We start from the raw sequence: 26078 nt of genomic DNA, 5'->3' as shown, positions 1-26078 counted from the left end.
CTACCATTGTCCCGAAGCTCCGCCGCCGCTGAAGCCGCCCCCGCCGCCCGAGAATCCGCCGGAATCGCTGCCGCCGCTCCAGCCGCCTCCACCGGTACTCCAGCCACCGCCCCCGACGTAACCCCCGCCGCTCCAGCCACCCCCGTAGGAGCCGCCGCGCGGGTAGCGATAGCGCCGGCCATAGCCGCCGCCGGTATAAAAACCCCCGCCGCCGCGCCCGGAGTCACCCACGACGAGGATGAAGGCGATGAAGCCGAGCGCGAGTCCCAGCGCTGAAGGCAGGCCCAGTACCATCGAGATCAGGAAGTACACGGCGCCTCCGGTCAGCGCCCCGGCCAGCAGCCGGCCAACCATGAGCCGCAGCAGCTGGCCGAACAGCAGCGGGCCGATGAAGGAAAAGAACACCGCGCCGAGGTCGACTTCGGCACTCTTCGGCGCGTGCCAGCTCGGTTTCGGCAGTGGCTCGCCCTGGATCAGTTTCGTGAGGCTGTCGACGCCGGCCGACAATCCTCCGTGGAAATCCCCGTGCCGAAAATAGGGCACCATGATGTCCTCGACGATCCGGTTCGCGACGGCATCCGGTACCACGCCTTCGAGTCCGCGTCCGACCTCGATGCGCAAGCTGCGGTCGTTTTTTGCCATCAGGATGATCAGTCCGTCGTCCACTCCGGAACGCCCCAGCTGCCATGCGTCGGCGACCCGGATGCCGTACTGCTCTATCGTTTCCGGTTGCGTGGTCGGTACCATCAGGATCGCGATCTGGCTGCCTTTCTCGCGCTCGAGTGCCGCCAGCCGCTGGTCCAGTTCCCGGCGTTGCTGCGGCGCCAGCGTACCGGTCAGGTCGGTGACCCGAGCGGTCAGCGGGGGAACGGCAACATCGGCGCGGGCCGGGCTCCAGGCGATGAAGCCCAGCAGGCAGACTGCGAAGGTCAGCCAGCGCAGCGGGCCGAAGGGCATCGGTGTCGCGGGGCCTTAAGGTTTCGCCGGCGCGGGCTTCGAGAAATCGACGGTCGGTGCGCTCGATATCGCCGCTTCGTTCTCGACGGTAAAATTCGGCTTCAAGCCATGGCCGAATGCCAGCGCGGTCAGGTTGGTGGGGAAGGTCCGGACCGTGGTGTTGTAGTCCTGAACAGCCTTGATATAGCGGTTGCGCGCGACAGTGATACGGTTCTCGGTACCTTCGAGTTGCGCCTGCAGGTCTCGGAACAGGCCGTCGGCCTTCAACTGCGGGTAGTTTTCCGAGACCGCAATCAGTCGTGACAGCGCGCTCGACAACTCGCCCTGTGTCGACTGGAATTTGGCAAAGGCCGCCGGGTCGTTCAGCAGCTCGGGCGTCGCCTGGATGGTCCCGACGCGGCTGCGCGCCTCGGTGACCTTCGTCAATACCTCCTGTTCGTGCGCGGCGTAGCCCTTCACGACGTTAACCAGGTTCGGCACCAGATCGGCGCGGCGCTGGTACTGATTCACGACCTCGCTCCAGCTGGCCTTGATCTGCTCGTCTTGCTGCTGCAGTGTGTTGTAGCCGCAGCCACTCAGCGCTGCGGCCATCAGGATCGTCAGCGCCAGCCACTTGAACTTCGACATATCGGTTGCTCCCGGTGGGTTTCCCTGTTCGAAGGCGGAATCTACCATAAGGCTCCTCTCCATCGAGAATGGAAGAGGCATTTTTTCGCCGCATCCTAAGGTTTGATCGGGGTGCACAGCTGGTGACAGACGTGCGGTGCGATGGATCGTGGTAGACATGCCGCGCATGAGGTGATTCGCTTGAGCGGCTATCTCCAAAGGAGGATCAAAGCCCTTGACCGACACGACTACGTCTAAGTTGACTCTGGCGCATTACAACGACCGTGCCGAGGCCTTTTGGGAAGGGACGCGGGATCACGATGTCAGCCAGAACATCGCCGCGCTGCTGGATCCCATCGAGGCCGAGCCACCCTATACGATACTCGATCTGGGATGTGGACCCGGACGCGACCTGGCCGCTTTCAAGGCGCTGGGTCACGTTGCCATCGGGCTCGACGGCGCGAAGCGCTTCGTCGACATGGCGCGGGATCGCACCGGCTGCGAGGTGTGGTGTCAGGACTTCCTGTCGCTCGATCTGCCCGTCTCGCATTTCGACGGCGTGTTCGCCAATGCGAGCCTGTTCCATTGCCCGAGCCGCGAATTGCCACGCGTTCTCCGGGACTTGCGGAACACACTGAAGCCGGGCGGTGTGTTGTTCACCTCGAATCCGCGCGGGCACGACGAGGAAGGCTGGAATGGCGGCCGGTACGGGAGCTACTACGAACTCGAAACCTGGCGCCGTTACCTGATTGCGGCCGGTTTCGTCGAATTGTCGCACTACTACCGCCCCCCGGGGCTGCCTCGGTCGCAGCAACCCTGGCTCGCCACCGTGTGGCGCGCCGCCCGCTGAGTCGCCGGGCGCGACTCGGCGGCAAGAAGGTCGATGCCGCAGGGATGGCCAATGCACGGCATCAAGCGGCTTGCGGCGCGGGAACCGAGACCGTCCGTCTCATCTGATGGAAGGACGACGGCGAGTTCCTGCGCGTACCCTGACTCGCATCCCTTCGGCAATAAAGGCGTTGAGGGTCGCGCTCCCCGCACGTTGATGCCGGTGCTTTCGAAGAGCCGTCCAGACTTCGTGGATCGGTGTTTCGGGTCGCCGACAAGAAGGGAAATGCCTGGTGGTGAGGGTAAAATTTCCGATTGCCTTGTAGGGGTTATTCCCCTAGAGTTCTACGCCTCAAGGCGTAAGGGGCAGGTGTGCCTGGAACAGCCGGTTCGGCTGGAACGTTCAGTCCGCGGGGTTCGGAGATTGCCATGCCGGAGTCGCCGTGAGTGTGCCGCTACGTCCTTCCTCCAACCAACCCTGGAGCACTATCACTATGGTTGCCAAACTCGCTAGACATTTTGCGTTGCTGCTGACCACAGCGCTTGCCACGAACCTTCTATCGCGGCCGGCGCCCGCCGCCGACGTGGAACCGATGGGTTTCGTGGCGCCCAACGCGGAGAGCTACAGCTCCCTGAGGCTGATTGGGTCCGAGGGCAATCTGAACGACGAGTTTTCCTATCCGCACGGAACGGCGGTGGACGCTTCAGGCAACATCTGGGTGGTGGATCAATACAACCAGCGCGTGTCCAAGTTCGATGCCAGCGGCAATTTCCTGTTCAATTTCGGTGGGCCGGGTAGTGGTCTCGGCTACTTCAGCTATCCGCGGGACATCGCGGTCGATCGTCAGGGCAATCTGTGGGTTGCGGATACCGGCAATGATCGGGTTCAGAAATTCGATACGGACGGCAACTTCATTTGTGAAGCACCGGGCTTGAACAATCCGTATGGTATCGGTGCGGATCCGGTCGGCAGTTCCGTGTTCGTCGCCAACACCGGTTCGCATGCGATCGTTCGCCTCGGTCTGAATTGCGCCAACAACGGCAGTTGGGGGGGGCCGGGTTCCGACGACGGACGGTTCAACACACCTTACGACATTGCCATCGACACCGAGGGCCTGGCCTATGTCGCCGATTTCAACAATGACCGGATCCAGGTTTTCAAGCTGGTCAGAGGCGTCTGGACCTTCCAGCGGAAGTGGGGTGCACAGGGGGCTGGCGACAGTCGCTTCGCCGGAGCCCAGTTGAACGGTCCTGCCGCGCTGGCGTTTGACGGTTGCGGTGATTTGTATGTCTCCGATTTCTATAACGACCGTATGCAAGTGTTTCGCCCCAATGGGACCTTCGTGACCAGTTGGGGGTGGACGGGTAAAGGTTCCGGTCAGCTCGACGGGCCGGTCGGGGTCGCCGTCGACTTTCGGGGTCGCGTCGTCGTTGCCGATTACCAGAACCATCGCGTGCAGATTTTCCAACCGTCGACGTCCGATATCAGCTACCTGTTCCAGACGAAATGGGGCAGTTCTGGGGCAGCGGATGGGCTCTTCAACTACCCGGCAGCGGTCGCCGTCGACCCGGCCAGCAGTGAAGTGTTCGTCGCCGATCAGAACAACAACCGCATTCAGGTTTTCGATCGGGCGGGGAACTTCCTTCGTAAATGGGGGGTTTACGGTGCCGGGACAGGACAGTTCTATCGGCCTATCGCGGTCGCGGTCAACACCGTTACCCATGAAGTGTACGTGGCCGATTACTACAATCATCGGGTCCAGGTCTTCACCCCGGATGGGACCTACCAGCGTCAATGGGGTGGCTCGGGCAAGTTCAGCGGGCAATTCACTTACCCGCGCGGCATCGCAGTGGATTCCGCCCGTGACTGGGTCTACGTTACCGATTCATACAACGACCGGGTACAGAAGTTTCAGGGCAGCACCGGTAGTTTCCTGTTGGGCGTAGGCAACGGCACGAGTTGGACGGGGGACGCGCCTGTGCCCTCGAGTGGGTCCGGCAATCGCTGGTTCAACTCTCCTTCCGGAGTCGCGGTTGATCCCAAGACGCACGACATCTATGTGGTCGAATACAGCAATCGTCGTGTGCAGAAACTGTCGAGTAACGGTGTATTCCGGACGCGCTGGGGTTCAAGCGGCAGCGGCAAGGGCCAGTTCTCGAATCCGATCGGTGCGACTACCGATGCCGCCGGGAATCTGTATGTGGTCGATCAGGGTAATCACCGGGTCCAGAAGTTCGCATCCACCGGCCAGTTCATCACCAGTTGGGGCAGCTATTCGAACATCGGGACAGATGGGTTGTTCTACAATCCCGAGGGCTTGGCGTTCGACGGTTCCACCAACACGATCTTCGTGGCGGACGGCTATAACCAACGAGTCCAGGTTTTCGAGGCGTTCGGCCTGGGCCTGTCGGTGACGCCGGCATTGAATAGGATCGTGCAGGATGCCGTCGCGGAATACACGGCGAGAGTGACGGCGATCGGTCCGAATACCGGCGGTGAGCGTGTCAATCTGTGCCTGCTGTCGGGCAAGCCGCCAGCCACTACCTACGAGTTCTCGCGGCCGGCGGTGGTGCCCCCGAGATCGAGCACGCTGAGCCTGGATACCAGGATCAACACCCCGGCCAGAACCTACGATCTCTATGTTCAGGCTCGCGGAGGTGGTCAGACGCGTGTGAAGCGCGTCCGGCTTCGCGTTACGGCACCGCCGGTACCGTAGTAGCCCGGCTTTTCCAACCGCAAGTCGAGCGGCGGCGTAAACCGCCGCTCGCCCGTGGGGCTTCGAGTACAATCCCGCTGCCTGCGCGCTGTGCCCACGCTGGGACCACGGTCAGGCGGTCGCACGATTCGGCGCGTCAAGGGCGTCGACGAGGGGAACGTTAACCGCGCCGAATCGGCCGCAACCTACCGCTTCGGAGTGATTGCATTGCGCGCTCTCGGCCCTCTCGGCAGTCGCTCCGTGCGCCGTCTCGGCGGTGGTGTCCGCCATCTCCGGGACATCATCCCGACTTGTCAGTTCGTTGGCAACATCATCGAGCGGCCTCCATCGGCGCATCGAGTGGCTCGCGGCCTTCGCTTGGGAGGTCCAGCGGCGTCGGGCTTGCCGGTTGCCGGAACATCCTCATCCGGCGTTTGCTCGCCCGCGCCTGATCCGGTGACACGCATCGCAACCCCCGAATCATCCCCCAGCAGCAGGTGCTTGTGTGCCATGGATCTCTGCGCCGGTGGCGACAACGTCAACCATCTAGTCGCCGGATCCTTGATGCGGTCGGTACGGTTTACCTGAGACGGCCGGAGCATCCGCGAGCGCCGGCCCGAAGCGGTCCCGCAGATAGGCGTGACGGAAGTCGAAAATCTGCTCGAGGCGCCGCCGGATGAAAAGGCGATGTACCAGCCGTCCGATCCATCCGGCGCGCATCACGTAGTGGACGTCGTCTTCCATTTCGATGCCACCGGGGGCGGGGTGAAAACGGTGCTGGTGATGCCAGAAACGGAAGGGTCCGAGCCGTTGTTCATCAACGAACTGGAACGGTTCGACGACGTGCTTGATTTCGGTGACCCAGGTGACCGGAATGCCGGCAACCGCAGCGATGCGATAGGTGATGATGAGGCCGTTATAGGTCCGGTCGGGCACCTCGGAGGTGATCCGGAAGTTCAGGAAGGGCGGGGTCATCGCTTCGAGATTGTGGGGGGTCCAGAAGAAATCCCAGGCCTGATCGCGATCGATAGGCAGCCATTGGCGGCGATGTATCCGGTAAACCTTCATAGCGTGTTTTTGCCCTCTTCGAATCGAAACCCCACGATATCGTTCATTCAGCCGCATCCGGTCAAGCGGCCCGCGATCCCGTATGATGACCCGAGCGCCGGACGGTCATTGGTGCCGCGGGAGACGTGGTGACGATTCACCCTAACTTGGCTTGGTGGTGGAAGCGGGCTGGGAGGGAGAGACCGTCTGCGGGAGGGAACCCGCAGGCTAGCCTCCAGGGACGGATTTACGGCGTGTCTCGGACTCCCGGCCCGCTCCCGCGAAAGGGGGGGCGTGGACCGTTGCGGAGACGTGTGCGGCATTCGACTGTCTAACCGGAGCAGCGAGCGGCGTGGCTTCGCGGGTTCATCAGTGCTTGGGCTGTGAAGCCGCTGGGCCGCAGAGGCGATGCCATCGCCGTCCGGGTCTGTTTTCTGGAGGTCAAGACCATGTCTTATGCACTCATTACCGGCGGCTCGGGTGGTCTCAGCCGCGCGCTGGCCATTCGTCTCGCCGGTGCCGGCTGGGGACTGGCCATGGTGACGCGCAATGCTGCCTCGATGGGGTCTTTCACGGGACCGGCAGCGCAAATCATCGAAGCCGACTGCGCCACGGCCGATGGCGCCCGCCAGGCGATGCGGCAAGCCATCGCGGCCTTCGGCACTCCGCCCGCGGCACTCGCGCATTGCGCGGGCAATACGTTGATTGCGCCGTTGCACAAAACCAGCGACGAGCAGTTTCGTCAGGCCGTCAGCGCGAATCTGGACAGCGCATTCTTCACGCTGAGGGCCTGGATCGACGCCTGCCTGGAACACCATACCCAGGGTGCGGCAGTTTTGGTGTCGTCCGTCGTCGCGCGAATCGGCGTCACGAATCATGAGGCCATTGCGATGTGCAAGGGGGCGATAGAGGCGCTGGTGCGCTCTGCAGCAGCAACCTACAGCCCGAAGGGTCTGCGCATCAATGCCATCGCGCCGGGCTTGCTGCGCTCGCCGATGACGGATCGGCTGTTCGTTGGCAATGCCGAGCAGTACATCGCGGCGCAGTATCCCCTGGGACGGTACGGTTCGGTCGAGGATGGTGCGGCCGCGATGGCCTGGTTGTTGTCTCCGGATGCGGGCTGGATCACGGGGCAGGTGCTGCCGGTGGATGGCGGCTTCTCCGCGGTTCGTCCGGCCGTGAAGCCATGACGCTGCCGCATCATCGACGGTTCCGCGCTGCACTCTGAAGCCGCGTGGAATGGGTGCTGCTGTCGTTGTTGTCCGCGTTCAGCCTGGCCACCTCGGATGCCCTCGCCAAGCGGTACCTGAGCGGTTATGCGACCGCCGAGTTGGTGCTCGTGCGTCTGGTCTACCCGGCCGCGTTGTTGCTGCCGGTCGTTGCGGCGCAAGGGCTGCCCGAACTGCCGACCGCATTTTGGGGATGGCTGGCGGTTTCCCTGCCGCTCGAACTGCTGGCCATGGGACTGTATGTGCGAGCCTTGCGCGACTCACCGATGTCGCTGTCGCTGCCATATCTGGCGTTCACGCCGGTGTTCACGGTAATCGTTGCCTGGCTCCTGCTGGACGAGCGGGTCTCGAGTATGGGGCTGGCCGGGATAGCGCTCGTCGTGTGTGGCACATTCCTGCTTCACGCCGGTTCCGGCAACAGCTCGGCGGCCACTTTGCTCGGTCCACTGCGCGCATTCCGGAGCGAACCCGGCGTCCGGCTGATGTTGGGTGTGGCGCTGATCTACAGCGTGACGACCGTGACCGGCAAAGCGGCGATGCACGATGTGCCGAGCGAGCTGTTCGGTGCCCTCTACTTCGTACTGCTGGGCGCATTCACGCTGATCGTCGTGTCGGCAGTCCGTCCCGTCAGCTTGCGGGTGTTGAGCCGCCGCCCCGGTGTTCATCTCCTGATCGGTTTCTGGTTTGCCTTGATGATCGTTAGCCATTTTCTCGCCATCGATCTCGTGCAGGCGGCCTACATGATCGCGGTCAAACGTAGCAGCATTCTGTTCGCCGTGTTGTACGGTGCCCTGCTGTTCGGCGAGCGTGAGCCGGGACGGCGGCTCGTTTCGGCCGCGACGATGGTCGTGGGTATGATCCTGATAGGCGCCGATCGCGCCGTCGCATGAAGGCGCTCCCCGGCAATCGTGTTCTAGGGCGGCGGAACCGCTGGCGATCCCCCTGCGTCGGTGTGCTGAGCACAGTATTGCCATTGGGAGCGTGCATCCATGTCTCGCCAATCGCGCCGGCCGTGTCGCCCACCGCCGGCTGCGAGCGCTTCTTTGCCGAGTTGGACGCTCTAACCGAGCTCGCTGGCGCGCGCGACGCAGGATCCTATCGACTCCCCGGGTCACCCTACCTGCGCAGCGATCGGTTTCTGGCGAGCTTCCGGCGGAACGACCTCGGGCCCGTCGCCCAGGCGCAGTGGCTGGAGCGCCTGCGAGCGCTGGATGCCGCATCGCGACGGGTCGAGATTGCCAATCTGGGCCAGGCTACCGTCGCCCGTGCGGTGTTTTCGCCTTTTCCCGGGCTCGAACCGGAGGAGGTCGTAGGGACTTGCGGCCGACAGCTCGTCGCGCGTGACCTGACACAGCCGGAGCGGGTCGAGCGACTCAAGGCGGCCGTCACGACGCCAGATGCCTATTCCGGCTGGCATCGCATGGTGGGGCTCTATCCGTTGACTCGCCTTGCGTTGGAGCAGGGTGTTGCGGTCTTGCATCGGCGCTTACGGGCCGCTTTTGCCGTAACGCCGGGCCCACTATCGCAGGGCGGTCAGCGCCTCCGCTACGCCCCACCGGCGCGGACGGAACCCATCCCCGACACGATACCGGCACTGCTCGCCCGGGTTGCGCAAAACCCCCTCGCGATTCCCGATCCGCGCGGCAGCGAGCGGCGGCGACTGTTCGAGACATTCGCACCGGTCTGGGAAATCGAAGCGCTGTCGTCGGCCGACCGGATCGGTGCCGTGGAGTGGCGTAACGATGGCCTCCCGACGGTCCGCGTCGATAGCCCTGTCGTGTACCGGTTCGTGACGCACACGCGTTTTCGCGGAGAGTCGCTGTTGCAGCTGAACTATCTGATCTGGTTTCCGCGACGGCCCGCGCAGCATTGGCTGGACATCTATGCCGGAGATCTCGACGGCCTGATCTGGCGCGTCACACTCGATCGGCAGGGCGCGCCGCTCGCCTACGACAGCATCCATCCCTGCGGCTGTTACTATCAGGTCTTCCCGGGGTTGGGCTACCGCGTGCAACAGCCCGCGCTGCACAGCGAGCCCGTGCTGTCGCCGGCGCCGCTGTTGCCGCCCCGCCCCGGGCAGCGGCTGGTCCTTCGCATTTCGGCTGGCGAACATTACCTTCAGGCCGTTTATGCGGACACTGAGGAACTTCCCGCGCAGCGCTATGCATGGCGGGAGCACGAAGAGCTTTTGGCCATGCGCACATCCCGGGGCTCACGCCGCAGCCTTTTCGGTCCGGACGGCCTCGTGCCGCACACCCAACGTATCGAGCGCTTCCTGCTGTGGCCGTCGGGAGTGCCGAGTCCGGGCGCCATGCGACGGATCGGCACCCATGCCATCGCGCTCGTCGGCCGTCGCCATTTCGATGACGCCGATCTCCTGGACAGTTTGCTGAGGCCGTTGTGAGCCCGCTGCGGCACAGGCTTGGGATAACCGGGCAGATGTGGATGCTGCTGCTGGGTTCGCTTGCCCCCCTCGGCGCCATGGCTGAGCGCCTGGACGTGGGCACCTTTTCCGCTGGCGATCTGGTTGGTTGGCAGCGCAAGGCTTTCAAGGGCGTCACGGAGTACGGCCTGGTGCGGCTGAACGGCAAGTCCGTGTTGCGGGCCCACAGTGAGGCAGCTGCGTCCGGCCTCTATCGCGAGCTCACGGTGGATCTGAACCGAACGCCCTATCTGAACTGGTCCTGGCGGGTGGATCGAACGCTGGGCAACCCGGACGAACGGAGCCGGAGCGGTGACGATTATCCGGCTCGCCTCTACGTTATCGTCAGTGGCGGACTCGCGTTCTGGAGGACGCGGGCACTGAACTATGTGTGGTCCAGCTCTGCCATGGTGGGGACTCATTGGCCGAACGCGTTCGCGGGCAACGGCGTGCTGATGCTGGCCTTGCGCTCGGGTGATCGCGAGGCCGGCCGTTGGGTCACCGAGAAGCGAAATGTCCGCGATGACTGGCGCCGGCTTTTCGGCGATGGTGTCGAGCAACTGGATGCCGTTGCGTTGATGACCGATACCGATAACGCCGGAGGCAGCGCGCTGGCATATTACGGTGACATCTTCTTTTCCTCGGACTAACGCTGTGCCCCGGGTCTGCCAGCCGGCTTCTCTCCGCTGAAGTTCCTCCGCTCGGTCGCGCCGTCGGACAGATGCGGCCGGACAGTCAAGCGCCGTTCCCCGGCAGCGACGGCCCGCCAGGGCATATGGCGGGGCCACTTATTCCACACGTGAGGGATTGCCTGTTACGCGTCCACGCGCCAAGATGGCATCCTGAAACCCTTCGCCAACCCCCCCCACAGTTCCTGAATGTCTGGAATGTCCGTGTGCCGCTGTCAGGCCCGACCGGCGGCCCCGCCGCGATGATCGACAGCATGCGTCCCTTCTTTCGTCCGGCCGCGTCACTGGCTGCCGCGATCCTTGCGTTGGCCGTGCTGCTGCCACTGCTGGTACTCAGTCGGGTTCCTGCCGTGGATCTGGTTCCTGTGGCGCAGACCGATGCGCTATCCCGGACGCGCTCGATCCTACGCAATTCGGTGCCGGACAGCCGGCGGCAGATTGTGCGCAAGACCGTTGCGCTCACCACCGACGACATGGCGACGATCACGCAATATGCCTTCGCGCGGAAGCGCTTGTTGGGCGGCGCGCAGTTCTCGATTCGCGGGCCGCGGCTGCGCATGCAGGCCACCGCCAAGCTGCCGTGGCCCTGGGCGGATCTGTACCTGAACGTTCGCCTGATCGCGGATGACGCCGAACCGTTTCCGGTGGTCCGGCAGTTGAAGGTGGGGCGTCTGGCCGTCCCGCACCCGCTGATCGGCTGGCTGCTGGAGATCCTGCTCCAATCCAAGTCAGTCTCCCGCTATCGGCGGATCGCTGCGGATGTGGTGCAGGAGGTACGTGTCGTGGACGGCCGCCTCAGGGTGCATTTCGACTGGACCCGCAAGGCGCTTGATCAGGCCGGCGACTGGGAGACCGATGTCGCGCTGCGCGAGCGGCTGGTGATCTATCAGCAGTGTCTGAGCGATGTCGTCAGCCGGCCGGAAATCAAGAAATATGTCCGCCTCTCGACCTTGATGCAGCCGCTGTTCGCCCTCGCGCAGGCGCGTTCCCTGGTGGACCACGAACCCGTCGAGGAAAATCGCGCCGTGATCCTGCTGCTGAACGCTTATGTCAATGGGCGGGATGTCAGCCCGATCGGCGATGTCAGCAGCGCGGAGCCATTGGTGCCCCGGCGTCTGGCCTTACTCAACCGGCGCGTCGACACAGCCCAGCATTTCGTCATTTCGGCGGCGCTGGTGGTATCCGGCACACGCACCCTCGCCGACGTTGCGGCCATGGCTAAGGAGATCAACGATATCCACAGTGGCAGCGGGTTCAGCTTCACGGATTTGGCGGCCGACACTGCCGGCGCGACCTTCGGCAAGTTCGCCGTGCATTCGCCCGAAGCCGCCCGCAATCTGCAGAAGCGCCTGAGCCAGTCCGCTGACGAGTCGCTGTTCATGCCACCGATCAAAGACCTGCCCGAGCACATGCGGACCGACGAGTTCGAACGGCGTTTCGGGTCGATCGAGAGCGCTGCCTTCGACGAGGTCAGGCGGGAGATCGAAGCGCGGATCGCCGCCCTCGCGATCTATCGCTTTTGAGCGAAACGAGGCAGGTCAGGCGGCGCCCGCCCGCGTCTCGTCGACGAAGCGCTCGGTGGAGTCGTCCAGCGCGCGGCTCTTTCGCCCGCGCGACTGGTGGACATAGAGGTTCTTCATGTCGATCTTCGCCTCGCACCGAGGCGGTGGAGGCGCCATCTCGTACTTGACCGGCCGAGCGTGATCAGCCATCTGCAGCGCGGGGTTAAACACGCTGTTGAATTTCCAAAGGCTCTTCAGGAAGTTGGTTTGCCCGCGTAGCAGGTGGCGGCCGACGATCCGCGCCGTCCCCTTCAGCGATTCCCAGCCGAGGTGCTTCATGTTGAGCACCTGTTGCGTCCTGACCAGTTCCTCGTAGAACTCGTTCAGCGGTAGTCGGGTCGGCAATACGGCGTGCTGGATGTCGAACATACGGTAGTCGCGCGTGGTCAGCGGGCGCGATTCGGTCAGCCAGGTCTCTGTGCCGGGATAGGGGGTATTGACGCTGATGTTGACGATTTCGGGGATTTCCATGCACCACTCGCGGATGACCTTGAAGCGGTCACGATCCCAATCGGGGTCCGCAATGATGTTGATCGCAACCGTGATGCCCAGCGAGCGGGCGAATTCCAGCGCCTCGAAGTTCCTGCCCAGGCTGACCCGCTTGCGAAACTTGGTCAGCCCCTCTTCGTCGATGGCCTCGACCCCGAGAAACATGTATTCCATGCCGAGGCGTTTCCAGAGCTTGAACACCTCCTTGTTCCGCAGCAGCACGTCGCCCCGGGTTTCCAGGTAGTACTCTTTCTTGATGCCGCGTCGCGCGATCGCCTCGCCGATCTCCAGGCCGTGCCTGTCCTGGATGAAGGCCACGTCATCGACGATGAACACGCCCGGTTCGCGGATGCGCGCCAGTTCGTCGACGGCCTTGTCCGGACTCATGACCCGATAGCTGCGCCCGTAGAAGGTCCATGCGCTGCAGAACGCGCAGTCCCATGGACAGCCGCGGGTGAATTCGATCGATGCGCAGGGATCGAGCGTGCCCAGGAAATACTTCCGGCGATGTCTGATCAGGTCGCGTGCCGGACGGATGTCGTCGAGATCGGCGACGAATCCCGGCGGCGGACCTTCACCGTCCAGCGTGACGGCGCCGGGTACCGCACTGACGTTGCGCCGGTCATGCTCGATGGCTTCGAGCAGCGGCGGCAGGCCTGATTCCCCTTCGCCCTTGAGGATGCAGTCGATCTTGCCCTCGCCGTGTTCCAGTAGTTCATGAGCGGTGAACGAGGCACTGTGCCCGCCGATGAAGATGAAGCTGTTAGGCAGCAGGTCCTTGGCGGCCTTGGCCAGATCGATCACCTCGGGGACGTTGGCGAGATAGTTCAGCGAGAAGGCGATGATGTCCGGTTCCCAGTCCCGGAGTTCCCGCTCGAAATCCTGGTGTGTTTCGACCTGCAAGTCCAAAAGCCTTACCTGATGCCCGGCCCGGCGTGCGGTCTCGGCGACGAGTTCGAGTCCGAGCGGTTCCAGGCGCAGGAAAATCTTTGTGTACATCAGCGGACTGGGGTGAACGGCCAGGAATTTCATGGGCATGGTCTCGCGTCAGTGGGTTCCTCGCAGTGTGGCAGGCCGTGCCCGGCATGGCCTGCAGGGTGGATGGTTTCGGCCCGCCCCTAAAAACAATCTACCCAATCACAAAAAAAAAGCCAGCCCCCGACAGGGGCTGGCTTCGTCGGCACCGTGGACGGTGGGATCTATTCGTAGGCGAACGTCTTGTTCGGATAGTCCGGAAGATGCGGCATCGCCTGGCTTGGGAACTCACCGGTCAAGGCGTTCAGGAAGGCGACGATATCGTTCACCTGCTGTTCGCTGAGATCCTTGTTCAATTGGGTCTTGCCCATGACCTGAACCGCGGTCGGCAGGTCCATGACCTTGCCGTTATGGAAGTAAGGTGCGGTCAGCGCGATGTTGCGCAGCGTCGGTACCTTGTAGAAGTGCTTGTCCGCTTCGTTCTTGGTCACTTCGGCCCGTCCGATATCCTTTTCGAAACCGTACTTGGCTTCCAGCGCGGCATCGGGGAAGGTCGGGAACTTCATGAAGAAACCCGTGCCCTCGGCCTGTGTCGGACCGTTGAACGCCGGCCCGCTGTGGCAACTGACGCAACCGACCTCGGCAAAGGCGTTCATGCCGCGAACCTGCTGCTCGGTGAGCACACCGGTCTTGCCATTGACGTGCTGGTCATAGGGGCTGTTGGGTGTGATCAGCGTCCGCTCATAGGCAGCGATCGCTTTCGCAGCATTGTCGACGTTGATCGCGTCCGCGCTGCCGAAGGCTGCTGCAAAGCCTTGGCGGTAGCCGGGTATTTCCTTCAGCCGGGCGACGACGTCATCCCAGCTCTTCATGCCCATCTCGATCGGATTCGTGACCGGGCCCTTGGCCTGGGCTTCCAGGCTGGCGGCGCGGCCGTCCCAGAACTGCACCGAGTTGAAAGCCGAGTTCCATACGGTCGGAGCGCTGCGCCCACCGACTTGCCCCTTGACCCCCACCGATCCGCCGCGGTTATCTTCGCCGCCGGCCATGACGTTGTGGCAGGAATTGCAGGACACCGTGCCACTGGAAGACAGACGGGGGTCGAGGTACAGCATCTTGCCGAGTTCGACCTTGGCCGGTGTGGTGGGATTGTCGGCCGGCTCCGGAGCCTTGGTCGGCAATGCCTGCCATTGGGCAGCCATGGCTGCGCCACTCAGACCGGTCGCTGCCAGGGTTGCGGCAAGCCCGATAAATTTGAACTTCGACATCTGTGACTCCTCAGGTTTAGACGTTATGCGACAGTCCGACATGCAAAGGACCGACAACGGTAAAGCGGCTTTCGTGCAGTGACGCCAGCCACATCGGAAGGGCGCCCCCCGCCAGGCCATGGCTGCGCCTTGCCGTCGGATCCTTCGTTCTTGTGATGTTCAGCGCGCATCTTATAGTGAATAAACCCGCCCAATGCAACACGATCGGGTGGCCCACCCTGCTGGACGGGCCACTCCGCGGCTCAGTGCTTGGTAGCGGGTGATTCGGCTGCGGCGACGAGGTGCTTGGGGATCGCTATCAGGTCGAAGGATTCCAGATAGCGGGCGACCAGTTCGGCGCTGACGTTAACTTGAACCTGTGGAGTTGGTACGGTGATCTCCTGATGACTCAGGCGCTCGATCCGGTTGGCCAGGATGCTGACGCTGCAAATCACCCCAAGTCCGAATCCGACAGCCAGGAACAGCAGGTACATAAGGATATCCATCGATGCTCACTCTCTTTTGCGGTCTTCGTGCCGTGTCGCGGCACGCGCGAGGTTATGCCCATCAGTTGGTGGCGTCGACACCACGCGTTTTCAAGTCCTGGTCCCGTCTCGGGGCATCGCGCCGCCCCGGTAGCTAGACTTAATGGCAACGCGCTTCAGCGGGATAGATCTGATTCCCGCGGCAGCCTTGGGCTGTACTGCGGTTCTCGGGCGTCATGATCCCCCAGCCGCCCTCGACGCGATGGCGAGAGTTCACATGAACATGAACGGATTGGCAGAAACGCTACGCGCGCACGAGGCTTGGCGGCAGCGTCTGATCGAGTCGATCGAACGCTATCGCGCCTGGCTGCTGGTAGCAGGACTCGGGGGCGATGCCCTGTTGACAGAGTTGGACCGGATGCGGGAGACGGTGGAGTCGGACGTTCTTACCGTGGCGTTCCTGGCCGAGTTCTCCCGGGGCAAGACCGAACTCATCAACGCGCTGTTCTTTGCAGATACCGGGCTGCGGTTGCTGCCGTCTTCGCCAGGGCGCACGACCATGTGCCCCACTGAAATTTTTTGCGATCCGAGTGGCGAAAGCTATATCAGACTGATCGGCATCGAAACGCGCTTGTCCGACGAGAACCTGACGGCGTTGAAGCGTGATCCCCGTTGTTGGCAGCAGATCCCGCTCGATGCCGGTTCGCCCCTGCAGATGCAGGAGGCCTTTCGCGCCCTGGCCGCCACGAAGCGGGTTCCGCGCCAGGAGGCGGAACGTCTCGGTCTATCTACCGAAGACGCATTTCGCGCGTGCCCCGGCCCGGCGGACGTCGTGGAAATTCCTTGCTGGCGGCATGCGCTGATCAGTTTTCCTCATCCCTTGTTGCAGCGCGGTCTTGTCGTCGTTGACACGCCGGGGCTGAATGCCCTTGGTACCGAACCGGAGCTGACTCTCAGTCTCCTGCCCAGGGCACAGGCCGTGGTGTTTGTCGTGGCGGCCGATAGCGGCGTCAGCAAGAGCGATATGGACGTTTGGCGCTGTCATGTCAGGGGTGAACGGCAGACGCGGCGCAAGGGGCTCATCGTTGTGCTCAACAAGATCGATTCGGTCTGGGACGAGTTGAATACCGAAACGGAACTTGAGGCCATGCTCCAGCAGCAGGTGGAGAGTACCGCCCGTACGCTGAACGTGGAATCTCGCGACGTCTTTCCGATCTCGGCCAAGCAGGGTCTGCTGGCCAAGATCCGGGGCGATGGATCCTTGCTGAGACGATCGCGCCTGATGAGCCTCGAGCGTTATCTGGCGGACGACATTGTGCGTATACGCCAGGAAATACTGGTTGAGAATGTTGTACGGGTCCTGGTTAGCGAACTGGAGCAGTGGCGCGCGATCGTTGACGAGCGCGCACAGAATCTCGACGGGCAACTCGCCGAACTTCGTGAACTGGGGCTGCGGAACGATGCCTTCAGCCGCCGTTTGCTGGAGCAGGCACAAGCGGAGCAAGCCGCGTACGCAACCACAGTGGAGGCGCTGACGAAGGATGTTCGGACCTTTTCGGAGACAGCTCAATCGCTGCAGGAGGTCCTGGCGCCCGGACGTATCCAGGGCATCGTCGACCGGACCCGGCGCAGCATGTCCGACAGTCTGACCACGTTCGGCATGAAGACCGCGATGAAACAAGTGCTGGAAGAACTGCGCAGCGCGCTCGGGTCGGCCGCCGAGAAGGGCGAAGGGGCCGGCATCCTGGCCGGCGCGATTTTCTCTCAGTTCGTCGCCGACCCTGCCTTGGGGGAGTTGAAGCCGGCCGAGTTCTCGATGGAGGCCTATCAGACCGAACTGGAGGAGATCTTCGAACAGGGCGAGCAGTTTCGCGCGAGCGCGTCTTCGACGTCGATGTATCAGACTGTCGTCATCAGCCGGCTCTACGGTACGCTGATCGCGCGGGCGCAAGTCCTTTTCCAGCTGGCGTATGACGAATCCTCGGCGTGGGCCGCCACCGTTTTCGTGCCGCTACTCGAGTGCCTGCGAGAGCGCAGGCTTTCGATCGAGGGCCGTGTCGACATGTACCGCAAGGTGCACGAGCGTGCCGAAGCCCTCGATACCGAGATTGCCGCTCTGACCACCGCGCGGGACGCAGCCCGCGCGCAGCTGGACGAACTTGCCGAGATCCGTCGTCTCACGGCCTCCGTTGAACGCTCTCTCAGCGACGGAGCGGTCGAGGCGGAGTTCGCGGCTGATGCGTAGCCGGCCCGGCTGACCTACCGTGATGTGTCGGTCGGGGCGCCGAGGCCGGGGGTAACAGCCAACCCGCGCCGAGCGACCATCCTTTTTTTGCGATGGTTCCACTGATAGATCGTCGTCATCACGCGTGATGACGGGGCGTCGCACAGATCAGGTCACGCCAGAATGGCCTTGCTGCGGCCGGGAGCCGTAGCCCATTCCGACATCCATCCTCACCCAGTTTTCCGCCAGGAGCGGCTGCGCGCGAACCCGCGTCGTGCGATATGGCTTTGCCGTTTCAGTCCCGTGAATAAGTTCGTGATTTCACTCAGTACTAGGGTATTTCCCGAATCAGATAAGAACCTGCTTGAAATGGATGGCGCGGAGCCAAAGGGCTCTGCTCATGGCACGTTTATTGTGGACGTAAATCACGGATCGTCTGACCGTTGTGCCGGAGCTCCACGCCGGGCACATCCGCTGTCGATCCGACACGGAAACTCCATTTAGCCAAGACACACGAGATCAAGCTTATGAAATTCAATCTGCGAACGACGATTGCCGCCTTGATGGCCGGTTCGGCCCTGGCTTCCGGTGCCGCGAATGCGATCAGCGTCACCGACCTGGGCTCCGTGCCCGCCGCAAAGAACGGTTCGATTGCACTGACCGGTACGGCTCCGGTGTACGCGTGGGACGGTCAGAACGGTATCACCCCGGACTGTGGTTGGGCCCACAACAGCAAGTGGTATACGTTCACGGTGCCGTGGAATGCCACCGTACAGATTACGATGGGCACGGGATCGGACACGATGCATCCGGCTTTCTCCGTTTGGCAGACCAATGGCAGCTTTGTCGGCTCCAATCACCTCTCGCACGACTACAACCAGATCAGCCTGGAGGGGACCAGCAGCTTCCTGAAGCCGCAGACTCCGGGTGGCGACGGGGCAACGGCCTTCGTGGGTTATGCCAACTCCGGGATTCCGTTCACGAACTGCGACGGGCAAGCCGTGAAGAAGGGCACGCCGACGCTGTCCGTGGTCGAGCCCGGCTCGACGGCGGCCTTCTCGAAGACGCTCAAGCCCGGTCAGTACCTGATCGTTCTGGGTGGCAGCTGCAACGCGGCTGATTGCGGCACGGGTGGCCCGGGACCGCATGGCTTCAACTACTCGCTCGACATCCGCAAGGCGCCGATTCTGCCGCTGCCGGTGGCCCCGTAGGGGACGCTGCGCTCTGCGTCACGGCAGGGAGCCGTATAAGTTTCGCTTTGGCCCAGACCTTGTCCCAGCCGGGTGCGCGACTCGCCCGGCTGGTCCGCTGGAGACAGGGTGCAGGGAAGCTCACCCATTGATAGGGTCGGGTCGAAGCCATCGATGAGGTCCCGTGATCGCGCTATGCCGGTTTGCGGGGCCGATTCGCTTGCCGTTTTTCCTGAGCCTGTGGACGGGGCCCCGCCGTCTCCCCCACCGCACCCCACAGCGCCCTGTCGGCCATCCCTTGACTTCCCTGTGCACTGCGCGAGTCGGGGCGCTTGGCCTCTTGATGTCCGGTCACGGGCTGCCGGGCAGTCTCGACATTTGCCCTTGCCTCAGTGCTTCGAACGCGGTCGGCTCGATACTGAGCTCGCCGACGAAAGGGTGATCCATCGCCACGATGAAGAAGATCATCAGGCCGATAAAGGTTGCCACCAGCCCAATCAGCAGCATGTGCGTTCGTAAGGGTTCGATGCGCAGCACGTAAAGCAGGATCATGTTCAGAATCGCGCCGGCCAGCACAATGCCCCAGAGGATGGGTGGGAGTCCATTGCCGATACTGGAGATCCGGTCTCTGCGCAGTTCAAACATGACATTGAACTGCTCGATGGCCTCGGCAAACAGCACCGACTCACGTTCCGTCCGCGGCTCAAACTCAACGAGGCGCTTCTGGAAAGCGTTGATGCGGCTGTCCGCGTCGACGGGCACGCGGCCCTTGCGGTGTTCGGGCCAGGCGCGATCGATCACGAAATCGAGATAGTCGCGGAGCAGCGCCCGCAGTTCCCCGGATGCCGGTTCCGGCAGCGCGGACACATCGCGGTCAAGGGCCGACAGCGCCGACGCCTCATGCATGATCAGATCCTCCGATGCGTCGAAGTTGTCCCAGGTGGCGACGGCAATCAGCCCGAGTGTGATGCCGTAGAACACCCCGTATGACCCTATGATCGCGCCCACGGCTTCATTGTGGTCTTCGAGCGCTTGGGAAAAGAAGCGCCGCACAAACCGTCGAGACACCCGTTGGCCGAGGATCGAGCCCCCGGTGAACAGGACCAGGATCAGCAAACAGAGCAGCCAGTTCGGCAGGTCGTAAAGCCAGTAAATCTGCAGCATGAGGAGTGGGGCCCGTAATTGTGTCTGGACAACGGCGCAGGGTAGGGCCTGCCAAGGCAGGGAGGTAATCCCGGAGCTTATCGAATTCTTGGCGTTGGCACAGCCTTTGGGTCAGCGCTTGCGGGGCATGATCGGCGCGGACCGAGCCGCTGCCACAGTGTGGTACTGGCCCCTCTTTTTTTTCCCCACGGTCATCTGATGGGAGTCACCGGCCGGCCTGGCGCGGCACGGTGCAATCACTGCGAAGCGGACCAGAGCGGTCGGCTTACCCAGCGATGGCCCGGAGGGGTATCGGGTTCCTACAAAAGCGCTAGGTAAGCGTACGGATTCAACACGCGATAGTTTTGGTCTACGTTGATCCCCCTGACACGACGCGCGGCATCGTTCGCCCGCAGATCCGCGTTGGGGCACCAGCCGGGGCAAAGCGCTCCGCGGGCGGTAGCCCAGCGGCCGTGTCACACACCTCGGCAAATCCGTACGGTGGAAGATCTTTGTGTTGTTTGAAGACCCCATGGCGTCCGTTGCCCATACTTGGCGGCAAAGCGGTCGATCTGCATTGGTTTAGTGGATGGGAACTTGCGAAGTGGTTGACGACTGCGCGAAGCGGAAGCAGAGCTGGGATGACTTCGTTGCCTGGGAGCCTTGTGCCGGGTTCATGCAGTCGTCGTGGTGGTCGGATTTCATGGTATCGGCGGGATGGGATCACTTCGGCATGGTGCTTCGGGACCGGGGAACTATCGTCGGCGGTGCGACCATCTGGCGATGGGCCTATGACGCGGAGAGCTGCTTCTACTTCGTGCCAGAAGGGCCGGTCTTGATGCAGGCCGACTCGATTGCCGATCAGGCGCAGGCTTTCCAGGCGTTCATGGATTTCATCGATGAAAAGCGAAGGCATGACAGTTCCGTGGTGAGTCACCTCAGGATAGAGCCGCCCTGGGAAAGTCTCCCGACTTTCGTGCATGGCTTTCGGGAGGTGGGCGAGTATTTTCACGTCCCCCGCGATACCCTGTTGATTGACCTGACGCACAGTGACACGGACATCCTCGCGCAGATGAAGCCGAAAGGTCGCTACAACGTGGCGGTTGCGCGAAAGCATGGCGTGGTGATCGTTGAGGACGCATCGGAACAAGGGGTCATCGATTTCTGCGAAATGCAGACCGAGATGTGTGAAAGAAAGGGAATCAAGGGGCAAGGGTCGGATTACTACCAGAGATTGATTCCTTTGCTGGCGCGAACGGGACAGGGTGGCGTCTATTTTGCCGAGTACCAGGGCATCCGGTTGGCAGCAGCGGTCGTGATCATCTTTGGCAACGTGGCGACCTATCTGTACGGTGCCTCCCGGGCGACCCAGCGCAACGTGATGGCGCCTTATCTCTTGCACTTCCACATCATGCGGGAAGCGAAGGCTCGTGGTTGCGAGATCTATGATTTGTTTGGCATTTCTCCGCGGCATGAGGCAGAGAGTGGCTGGACCAGTTTCAGCGAATTCAAGCGAAAACTCGGGGGGCGCGAGATGAGTTGGGTTCCGTCTCTGGATCATGTATACGATTCGCTTGCTTATGCCCGTTATCGAGAGAGCCTTCAGGCGGAGCAGGACGCTTCAGTCGGCTTGCTGAGCGATTCAGCGTTGCAGGACAAGGCAAGCACGTGACGGAGAAGCCAGCCGCTTTAGGCTGATAGGCTCAAGGATTGCCTCCTGATTGATACTGACACGCCAATAATACCACATGGCTGGTTAGGTTATTCTGCCCGAGCTCGTTTCTGGCATTGTGTTGCCGCATCCATTCATATCTCTCTATACGTGTTTCTTGGTGTGAGTTTAAATTTTCTGCCGAGTGCCGATATTCTGCCAATGATCTAGCTTTATGTTTTTGACGGCTACGCGTCGCAGCACTCATTTCTCGTATTTAATCTCTCTAATATATCCAGCTGACATACGTTGTTACGGAAATTTATCGTATGAGTAACTCCATAGATATAGGTAGTCATCCCGATTTGACGGGGCGTTTCTTTTGTTAACCTATCTTTGCCGCCATTGCCTGCCTAGCGGTGGCTCAATGGGGGGCGCAATGTCGCTTTATGCGATCAGATAGCGCTGGGCGGAGGGTTTATCAAGACAAGTCTCGACACCTGTAGCCGTCCAGGTTTCTTGTTGTTTATCACGGAGAAAAGTCATGCGCGAGCTAAAGGTAGAGGAAATGGAGTTGGTTTCCGGCGGCGGAAAGGGTGGCGGATACTACGATCCCCCGAAGCATAAGGATTACCATCACCCCAAGCACCCGAAATATCCAAAGCATGACCATCACCCCAAGCACCCGAAGTATTGCAAGTACTAGAGCGCTGTAATGATGTGGGGACTTCCACGCAGGGAGCGGGACACATAAGCCACACAGGGAAGACGGCACGGATGCGTGCGCACCAGCGATGAGTGCGGCTTCGGCCATCGGGAGAGGCTGCTACGTGGAGGTCGAGGTCGTCCCGGCGAGGCGTCGGGGCGGCCTCTTTTGCGTTGACTTGGCGGTCATGCGCCGGCCGCCGAGGATTCGGGTGTATGTCGGCCGGGGTCGACACCGGATTAACCGGATGGAGACGTCGCAGAGCCCCGCCGAGGCGCCCGCTTCCAACGGCTCTGGCTAGGAACACTCGGCTGCCCGGGCAGACGGCCGTGCGGACTGGGTAGTGGTCGTAATGGTTGTCTTCCTGAGCCGGCTGAGCCGGGCCCTGGCTTTTGGTCGTGCTGCCCGATAGTCCCTTTTTCGGATGCGCTGCCATGAACCAATCGCTTTTTCGCCCTGAAGTGCTCGCGGAGAGTCAGGCGCAGTGGCTGGGAACGGTGCTGCTAGCCCCCCGGTTGTCCCATCGACTGTTTTTCGTCTTCGCCATCCTGGCGGGCGGAGCTGTGCTGAGTTTGCTGCTCTTTGGCCAGTACACCCGTAAGGCTCAGATCAATGGATGGCTCGTGCCGCAGCAGGGTATGGTCCGGGTTTTCGCGCCGCAGGCGGGTGTCGTGTCCGAGTTGCGGGTGCGTGAGGGCAGCCGGGTGCGGAAAGGGGCGCCTTTAGCCGTGGTCTCCACCGAATTGCTGAGTGTCACGCGTGGGGCTACCCAGCAGGAGGTTGCCCGCCAGTTGCTCGCGCGTCGGGACAGCCTGAAAGCGGAGTTGGAAGTCCAGAAAAAACTCCATGCCCAGCGCGCTTCCGCATTGTCGGAGCGCATCGCGGCGCTGGAACGTGAGCGCGAGCACCTGGAACGCGAGATCGAACTGCAGCAGGAACGGCTGGCTCTTGCGGAGCAGTCGTCGGCCCGGTTCCGGCAGTTGATCGAGCGAGGCTTCGTATCGGTGCAGCAACTGCAGGAGAGAGAGGAGGGACGGCTCGACCAGGCACTCAAGCTGCGAGACCTCGAGCGGAGCCTGACCAACACGAAACGGGATTTGGTCACGTTGCGGAGCGAACTGCAGCAGTTGCCGCTCAATGGCCACACGCAGCTCGCGCAGATCGATCGGAACATCGCCGAATTGGAGCAAAGCCTTGCCGAAGCCGAATCGCGCCGCCAGTTGGTGATTCAGGCGCCGCAGGACGGAACCGTGACGGCCATCCAGGCCGAGTTGGGGGGCGGCGCGAACGTAACCGCGCCACTGCTGAGCATTCTGCCTGAGGACTCGACCCTGGAAGCCCATCTGTTCAGTCCCAGCCGCTCCGTCGGTTTTCTGAGGGCCGGGCAGCGCGTGCTGCTGCGCTATCAGGCGTACCCGTACCAGAAGTTCGGTCAATACGAGGGGCATGTAGAGCACGTGTCCCGCTCGGCGCTGAGTCCGGGTGAACTGCCGCCGCAGTTGTCCGGCCTTGCCAGCGTCCTCGAAGCCAAGGAACCTGTGTATCGGGTGACGGTCAGGCTCGCGCGCCAGACGGTCAGTGCCTACGGCAAGCCAGTACCGCTGCAGCCGGGCATGCAGGTTGAAGCCAGCGTCGTGATCGAGCAGCGGCGACTGTTTGAATGGATGCTCGATCCGCTGTACACGTTGACGGGAAATCTGCACGGATGAAGGCCCTGGATGCGCTTGCCCTGGGGTGGCATAACGCCCGCGTCCCGATGGTGCTGCAGACCGAAGCGGCTGAGTGCGGGCTCGCCTGCCTCGTCATGCTGCTGCACCATCACGGCCATCGCACGGACCTGGCAGACTTGCGGCGCCGCTTCGGCGTATCGCTGAAGGGCTCGACGCTGCAGGATCTGATCCGGATCGCCGCCCAGATCGGCTTGGCGGCCCGGCCCGTCCGGGTGGAACTCGACGAGCTCTCGCTGCTGACTGCGCCATGCATCCTGCACTGGGACCTGAACCATTTCGTCCTGCTGACGGAGGTCGGCCGTGACGGCGTGGTGATACATGATCCTGCGATGGGGGTTCGCCGGCTCAAAATGCCGCAGGTTTCAAAGAGCTTCACCGGGGTGGCACTGGAGCTGGCTCCCACGGGCGGTTTCGCGCCATGTGAGGCCCCGGCGCGTGTCCGGGTTCGCGCGTTGCTCGGACGCGTGGTCGGCTTGAAGCGCTCGCTGGCCCAACTGCTGGGACTCGCACTGGCCATCGAAGTTTTTGCGATCGCCGGCCCGCTCTTCATGCAGTGGGTCGTCGATCATGCGCTGGTCACTGCCGATCGCGATCTGCTGATCACGCTGGCCCTGGGTTTTGCGATGCTGCTCGTGTTGCAGACGGCGGTCGGCGCCATGCGTGGCTGGATGGTGATGGTGCTGAGCGCATCGCTGAAGGTGCAGGGTCGCGCGAATCTCTTCTCCCATCTCGTCAACCTGCCGGCAGCGTACTTCCAGACCCGATACCTGGGGGACGTCATGTCGCGCTTCGGTTCACAGGAAGTCATTCTGGAGGCGATCACAACGGAACTGGTGGAAGCCGTGCTGGATGGTGTCATGGCCAGTCTGACCCTGGCCATCATGTTCGTCTTTTCGCCGCCACTGGCGGCCGTTGTGTTGCTGGGGGCCGTTCTCTATGGCCTCTTGCGGTGGGTATCGTTTCTGCCGCTGCGCGAAGCGTCGGCCGAAGCGATCGTCTGGGCCGCACGGCGCGACAGCCACTTTCTTGAGACCTTGCGCGGGATTACCGCGATCAAGTTGTTCAACGCTCAGGAGCTTCGCCAAACGCGCTGGCTCAATCTTCTGGTGGAGACGGTCAACCGCGAACTGACGATGCAGAAGCTTCAGTTTGTGTTTCGCACGGCCCATCAACTGTTGCTGGGCGGGCTGACGATTCTGGTGGTCTGGCTCGGGGCGGAACGCATTCTAGAGAACGCGCTCTCCGTGGGCATGTTGCTCGCGTTTATCGCGTACAAGGAGCAGTTTCTGAGCCGAGTCAGCGAACTGATCAACAAGGCGGTCGACCTGCGGATGCTCGGGTTGCACGCCGAGCGTCTCGCCGATATTGCCTTGACGCCCCCAGAGACACGGGGTTTGACGCCGGTCCGGCGTGACGATCAGGCGCCCGCGGCCGTCGAGGTGCGCGGCGTGCGGTTCAGGTACAGCGAGAATGACCGCTGGGTGTTGGACGGGGTGGACTTTCGCGTCGATCCGGGCGAATTCGTGGCGGTTGTCGGGGCGTCCGGATGCGGCAAGACGACCTTGCTGAAGATACTCGCGAGCCTGGTGCGGGCCGAGCGCGGTGAGGTCCTGATCAATGGCGAGACCCTGACCCGCCTTGGGGTCGAGAACTACCGCTCCATGATTGGTGTCGTGATGCAGGAAGATCAGCTGTTCGCCGGTTCCATCGCCGATAACATCAGCTTTTTCGCAGGCAACGCCGATTCCGATCGCATTGAGGAGTGCGCGAAGCTCGCGGCGATTTTCGAGGACATCCAGGCGATGCCCATGAAGTTCAACACCTTGATCGGCGACATGGGTACGGTTTTGTCGGGTGGGCAGAAGCAGCGGGTGCTGATCGCGCGCGCCTTATACCATCGGCCCGGCATCTTGCTGCTGGATGAAGCCACCAGCCATCTTGACCTGGGTTGCGAGCGGGCGGTCAATGCCGCCATCCGCGCGACGGATGTGACCCGCATCATCGTCGCGCACCGCCCGGAAACCATCCGTTCGGCGGATCGGCTCATCGTTCTCGAACAGGGTCGAGTGGTAAAGAACTTTCAGGTTCTGGTCGACGACAAGGAATTCAATCCAGGGCTTGGCGGTATCCTGCCGGGTTAGGGGCGCTGCCGGCGCCCCCTGCCCAACGCTCAAGTGTGGCACCGCCGCCTGGCGCTGTGTC

General features: G+C 62.4%; 20 protein-coding genes. 13 read left to right on the top strand and 7 right to left on the bottom strand.

Going from position 1 to position 26078, the window contains the following annotated elements:
- The gene (locus BWR02_RS13945; RefSeq protein ID WP_139558541.1) at positions 1–957 is read right to left on the bottom strand and encodes a TPM domain-containing protein; all 957 of its coding nucleotides are present in this window, start codon (positions 955–957) and stop codon (positions 1–3) included.
- Positions 958–972: 15 nt separating this feature from the next.
- Positions 973–1584, bottom strand: coding sequence for a LemA family protein (locus BWR02_RS13940; protein WP_201276273.1), 612 nt, complete (start codon positions 1582–1584; stop codon positions 973–975).
- A gap of 214 nt (positions 1585–1798) precedes the next feature.
- Here BWR02_RS13940 and BWR02_RS13935 point away from each other — a divergent pair, with 214 nt between their 5' ends.
- On the top strand, positions 1799–2413 hold the full coding sequence (locus tag BWR02_RS13935) for a class I SAM-dependent DNA methyltransferase (RefSeq protein ID WP_139558539.1): 615 nt from the start codon (positions 1799–1801) through the stop codon (positions 2411–2413).
- Between the two features lie 472 nt (positions 2414–2885).
- Positions 2886–5108: a 6-bladed beta-propeller gene (locus BWR02_RS13930; protein WP_139558537.1), complete on the top strand. Its 2223-nt coding sequence runs from the start codon at positions 2886–2888 to the stop codon at positions 5106–5108.
- 525 nt (positions 5109–5633) lie between these two features.
- On the opposite strand, the gene BWR02_RS13925 is transcribed toward BWR02_RS13930, so the two are convergent.
- The gene (locus tag BWR02_RS13925) at positions 5634–6155 is read right to left on the bottom strand and encodes an SRPBCC family protein (protein ID WP_139558535.1); all 522 of its coding nucleotides are present in this window, start codon (positions 6153–6155) and stop codon (positions 5634–5636) included.
- Between the two features lie 428 nt (positions 6156–6583).
- Here BWR02_RS13925 and BWR02_RS13920 point away from each other — a divergent pair, with 428 nt between their 5' ends.
- The 5 genes from BWR02_RS13920 to BWR02_RS13900 all read left to right on the top strand — a co-directional run bounded on the left by BWR02_RS13920 (position 6584) and on the right by BWR02_RS13900 (position 11997).
- Positions 6584–7324 carry an SDR family NAD(P)-dependent oxidoreductase gene (locus BWR02_RS13920; protein WP_139558533.1) on the top strand — a complete coding sequence of 247 codons (741 nt, stop codon included), beginning with the start codon at positions 6584–6586 and terminating at the stop codon, positions 7322–7324.
- A gap of 44 nt (positions 7325–7368) precedes the next feature.
- Entirely contained in the window at positions 7369–8253 is an 885-nt protein-coding gene (locus tag BWR02_RS13915) for a DMT family transporter (protein WP_139558531.1), read from the top strand.
- A gap of 122 nt (positions 8254–8375) precedes the next feature.
- The gene (locus BWR02_RS13910) at positions 8376–9767 is read left to right on the top strand and encodes a hypothetical protein (protein WP_162560165.1); all 1392 of its coding nucleotides are present in this window, start codon (positions 8376–8378) and stop codon (positions 9765–9767) included.
- A gap of 35 nt (positions 9768–9802) precedes the next feature.
- Positions 9803–10435 (top strand): DUF3047 domain-containing protein, encoded by a 633-nt coding sequence (locus BWR02_RS13905; protein ID WP_139558528.1) that lies wholly within the window; start codon positions 9803–9805, stop codon positions 10433–10435.
- 281 nt (positions 10436–10716) lie between these two features.
- Entirely contained in the window at positions 10717–11997 is a 1281-nt protein-coding gene (locus BWR02_RS13900) for a YfiM family lipoprotein (RefSeq protein WP_139558526.1), read from the top strand.
- 15 nt (positions 11998–12012) lie between these two features.
- On the opposite strand, the gene hpnR is transcribed toward BWR02_RS13900, so the two are convergent.
- The 3 genes from hpnR to BWR02_RS13885 form a co-directional block, all read right to left on the bottom strand.
- The gene (hpnR, locus tag BWR02_RS13895; RefSeq protein ID WP_139558610.1) at positions 12013–13557 is read right to left on the bottom strand and encodes a hopanoid C-3 methylase HpnR; all 1545 of its coding nucleotides are present in this window, start codon (positions 13555–13557) and stop codon (positions 12013–12015) included.
- Between the two features lie 167 nt (positions 13558–13724).
- On the bottom strand, positions 13725–14768 hold the full coding sequence (locus tag BWR02_RS13890; protein ID WP_139558524.1) for a cytochrome-c peroxidase: 1044 nt from the start codon (positions 14766–14768) through the stop codon (positions 13725–13727).
- Positions 14769–15010: 242 nt separating this feature from the next.
- Positions 15011–15253, bottom strand: coding sequence for a hypothetical protein (locus BWR02_RS13885; RefSeq protein WP_139558522.1), 243 nt, complete (start codon positions 15251–15253; stop codon positions 15011–15013).
- 262 nt (positions 15254–15515) lie between these two features.
- Here BWR02_RS13885 and BWR02_RS13880 point away from each other — a divergent pair, with 262 nt between their 5' ends.
- Positions 15516–17477, top strand: a complete 1962-nt coding sequence (locus BWR02_RS13880) for a dynamin family protein (protein WP_162560164.1) — start codon at positions 15516–15518, stop codon at positions 17475–17477.
- 506 nt (positions 17478–17983) lie between these two features.
- The gene (locus BWR02_RS13875; protein ID WP_139558518.1) at positions 17984–18667 is read left to right on the top strand and encodes a hypothetical protein; all 684 of its coding nucleotides are present in this window, start codon (positions 17984–17986) and stop codon (positions 18665–18667) included.
- 330 nt (positions 18668–18997) lie between these two features.
- Here the strand turns inward: BWR02_RS13875 and BWR02_RS13870 are convergent, their stop codons facing one another.
- Positions 18998–19810, bottom strand: a complete 813-nt coding sequence (locus BWR02_RS13870; RefSeq protein WP_139558516.1) for a bestrophin-like domain — start codon at positions 19808–19810, stop codon at positions 18998–19000.
- A gap of 583 nt (positions 19811–20393) precedes the next feature.
- Here BWR02_RS13870 and BWR02_RS13865 point away from each other — a divergent pair.
- The 4 genes from BWR02_RS13865 (at position 20394) to BWR02_RS13855 (ending at position 26017) form a co-directional block, all read left to right on the top strand.
- Positions 20394–21461 carry a lipid II:glycine glycyltransferase FemX gene (locus BWR02_RS13865; RefSeq protein WP_162560163.1) on the top strand — a complete coding sequence of 356 codons (1068 nt, stop codon included), beginning with the start codon at positions 20394–20396 and terminating at the stop codon, positions 21459–21461.
- Positions 21462–21984: 523 nt separating this feature from the next.
- Positions 21985–22146: a hypothetical protein gene (locus BWR02_RS20935; RefSeq protein ID WP_162560162.1), complete on the top strand. Its 162-nt coding sequence runs from the start codon at positions 21985–21987 to the stop codon at positions 22144–22146.
- 434 nt (positions 22147–22580) lie between these two features.
- The gene (locus BWR02_RS13860; RefSeq protein ID WP_139558513.1) at positions 22581–23855 is read left to right on the top strand and encodes an HlyD family secretion protein; all 1275 of its coding nucleotides are present in this window, start codon (positions 22581–22583) and stop codon (positions 23853–23855) included.
- Positions 23852–26017: a peptidase domain-containing ABC transporter gene (locus tag BWR02_RS13855; protein ID WP_139558511.1), complete on the top strand. Its 2166-nt coding sequence runs from the start codon at positions 23852–23854 to the stop codon at positions 26015–26017. The genes BWR02_RS13860 and BWR02_RS13855 overlap by 4 nt, the downstream gene beginning before the upstream one ends.
- Positions 26018–26078 lie beyond the last annotated feature (61 nt).

Origin of the sequence: Methylotetracoccus oryzae (genome assembly GCF_006175985.1) — a bacterium.
Taxonomy (GTDB): domain Bacteria; phylum Pseudomonadota; class Gammaproteobacteria; order Methylococcales; family Methylococcaceae; genus Methylotetracoccus; species Methylotetracoccus oryzae.
The sequence above is the reverse complement of the archived record's forward strand: the minus strand, read 5'-3'. Positions and strand labels throughout refer to the sequence as shown.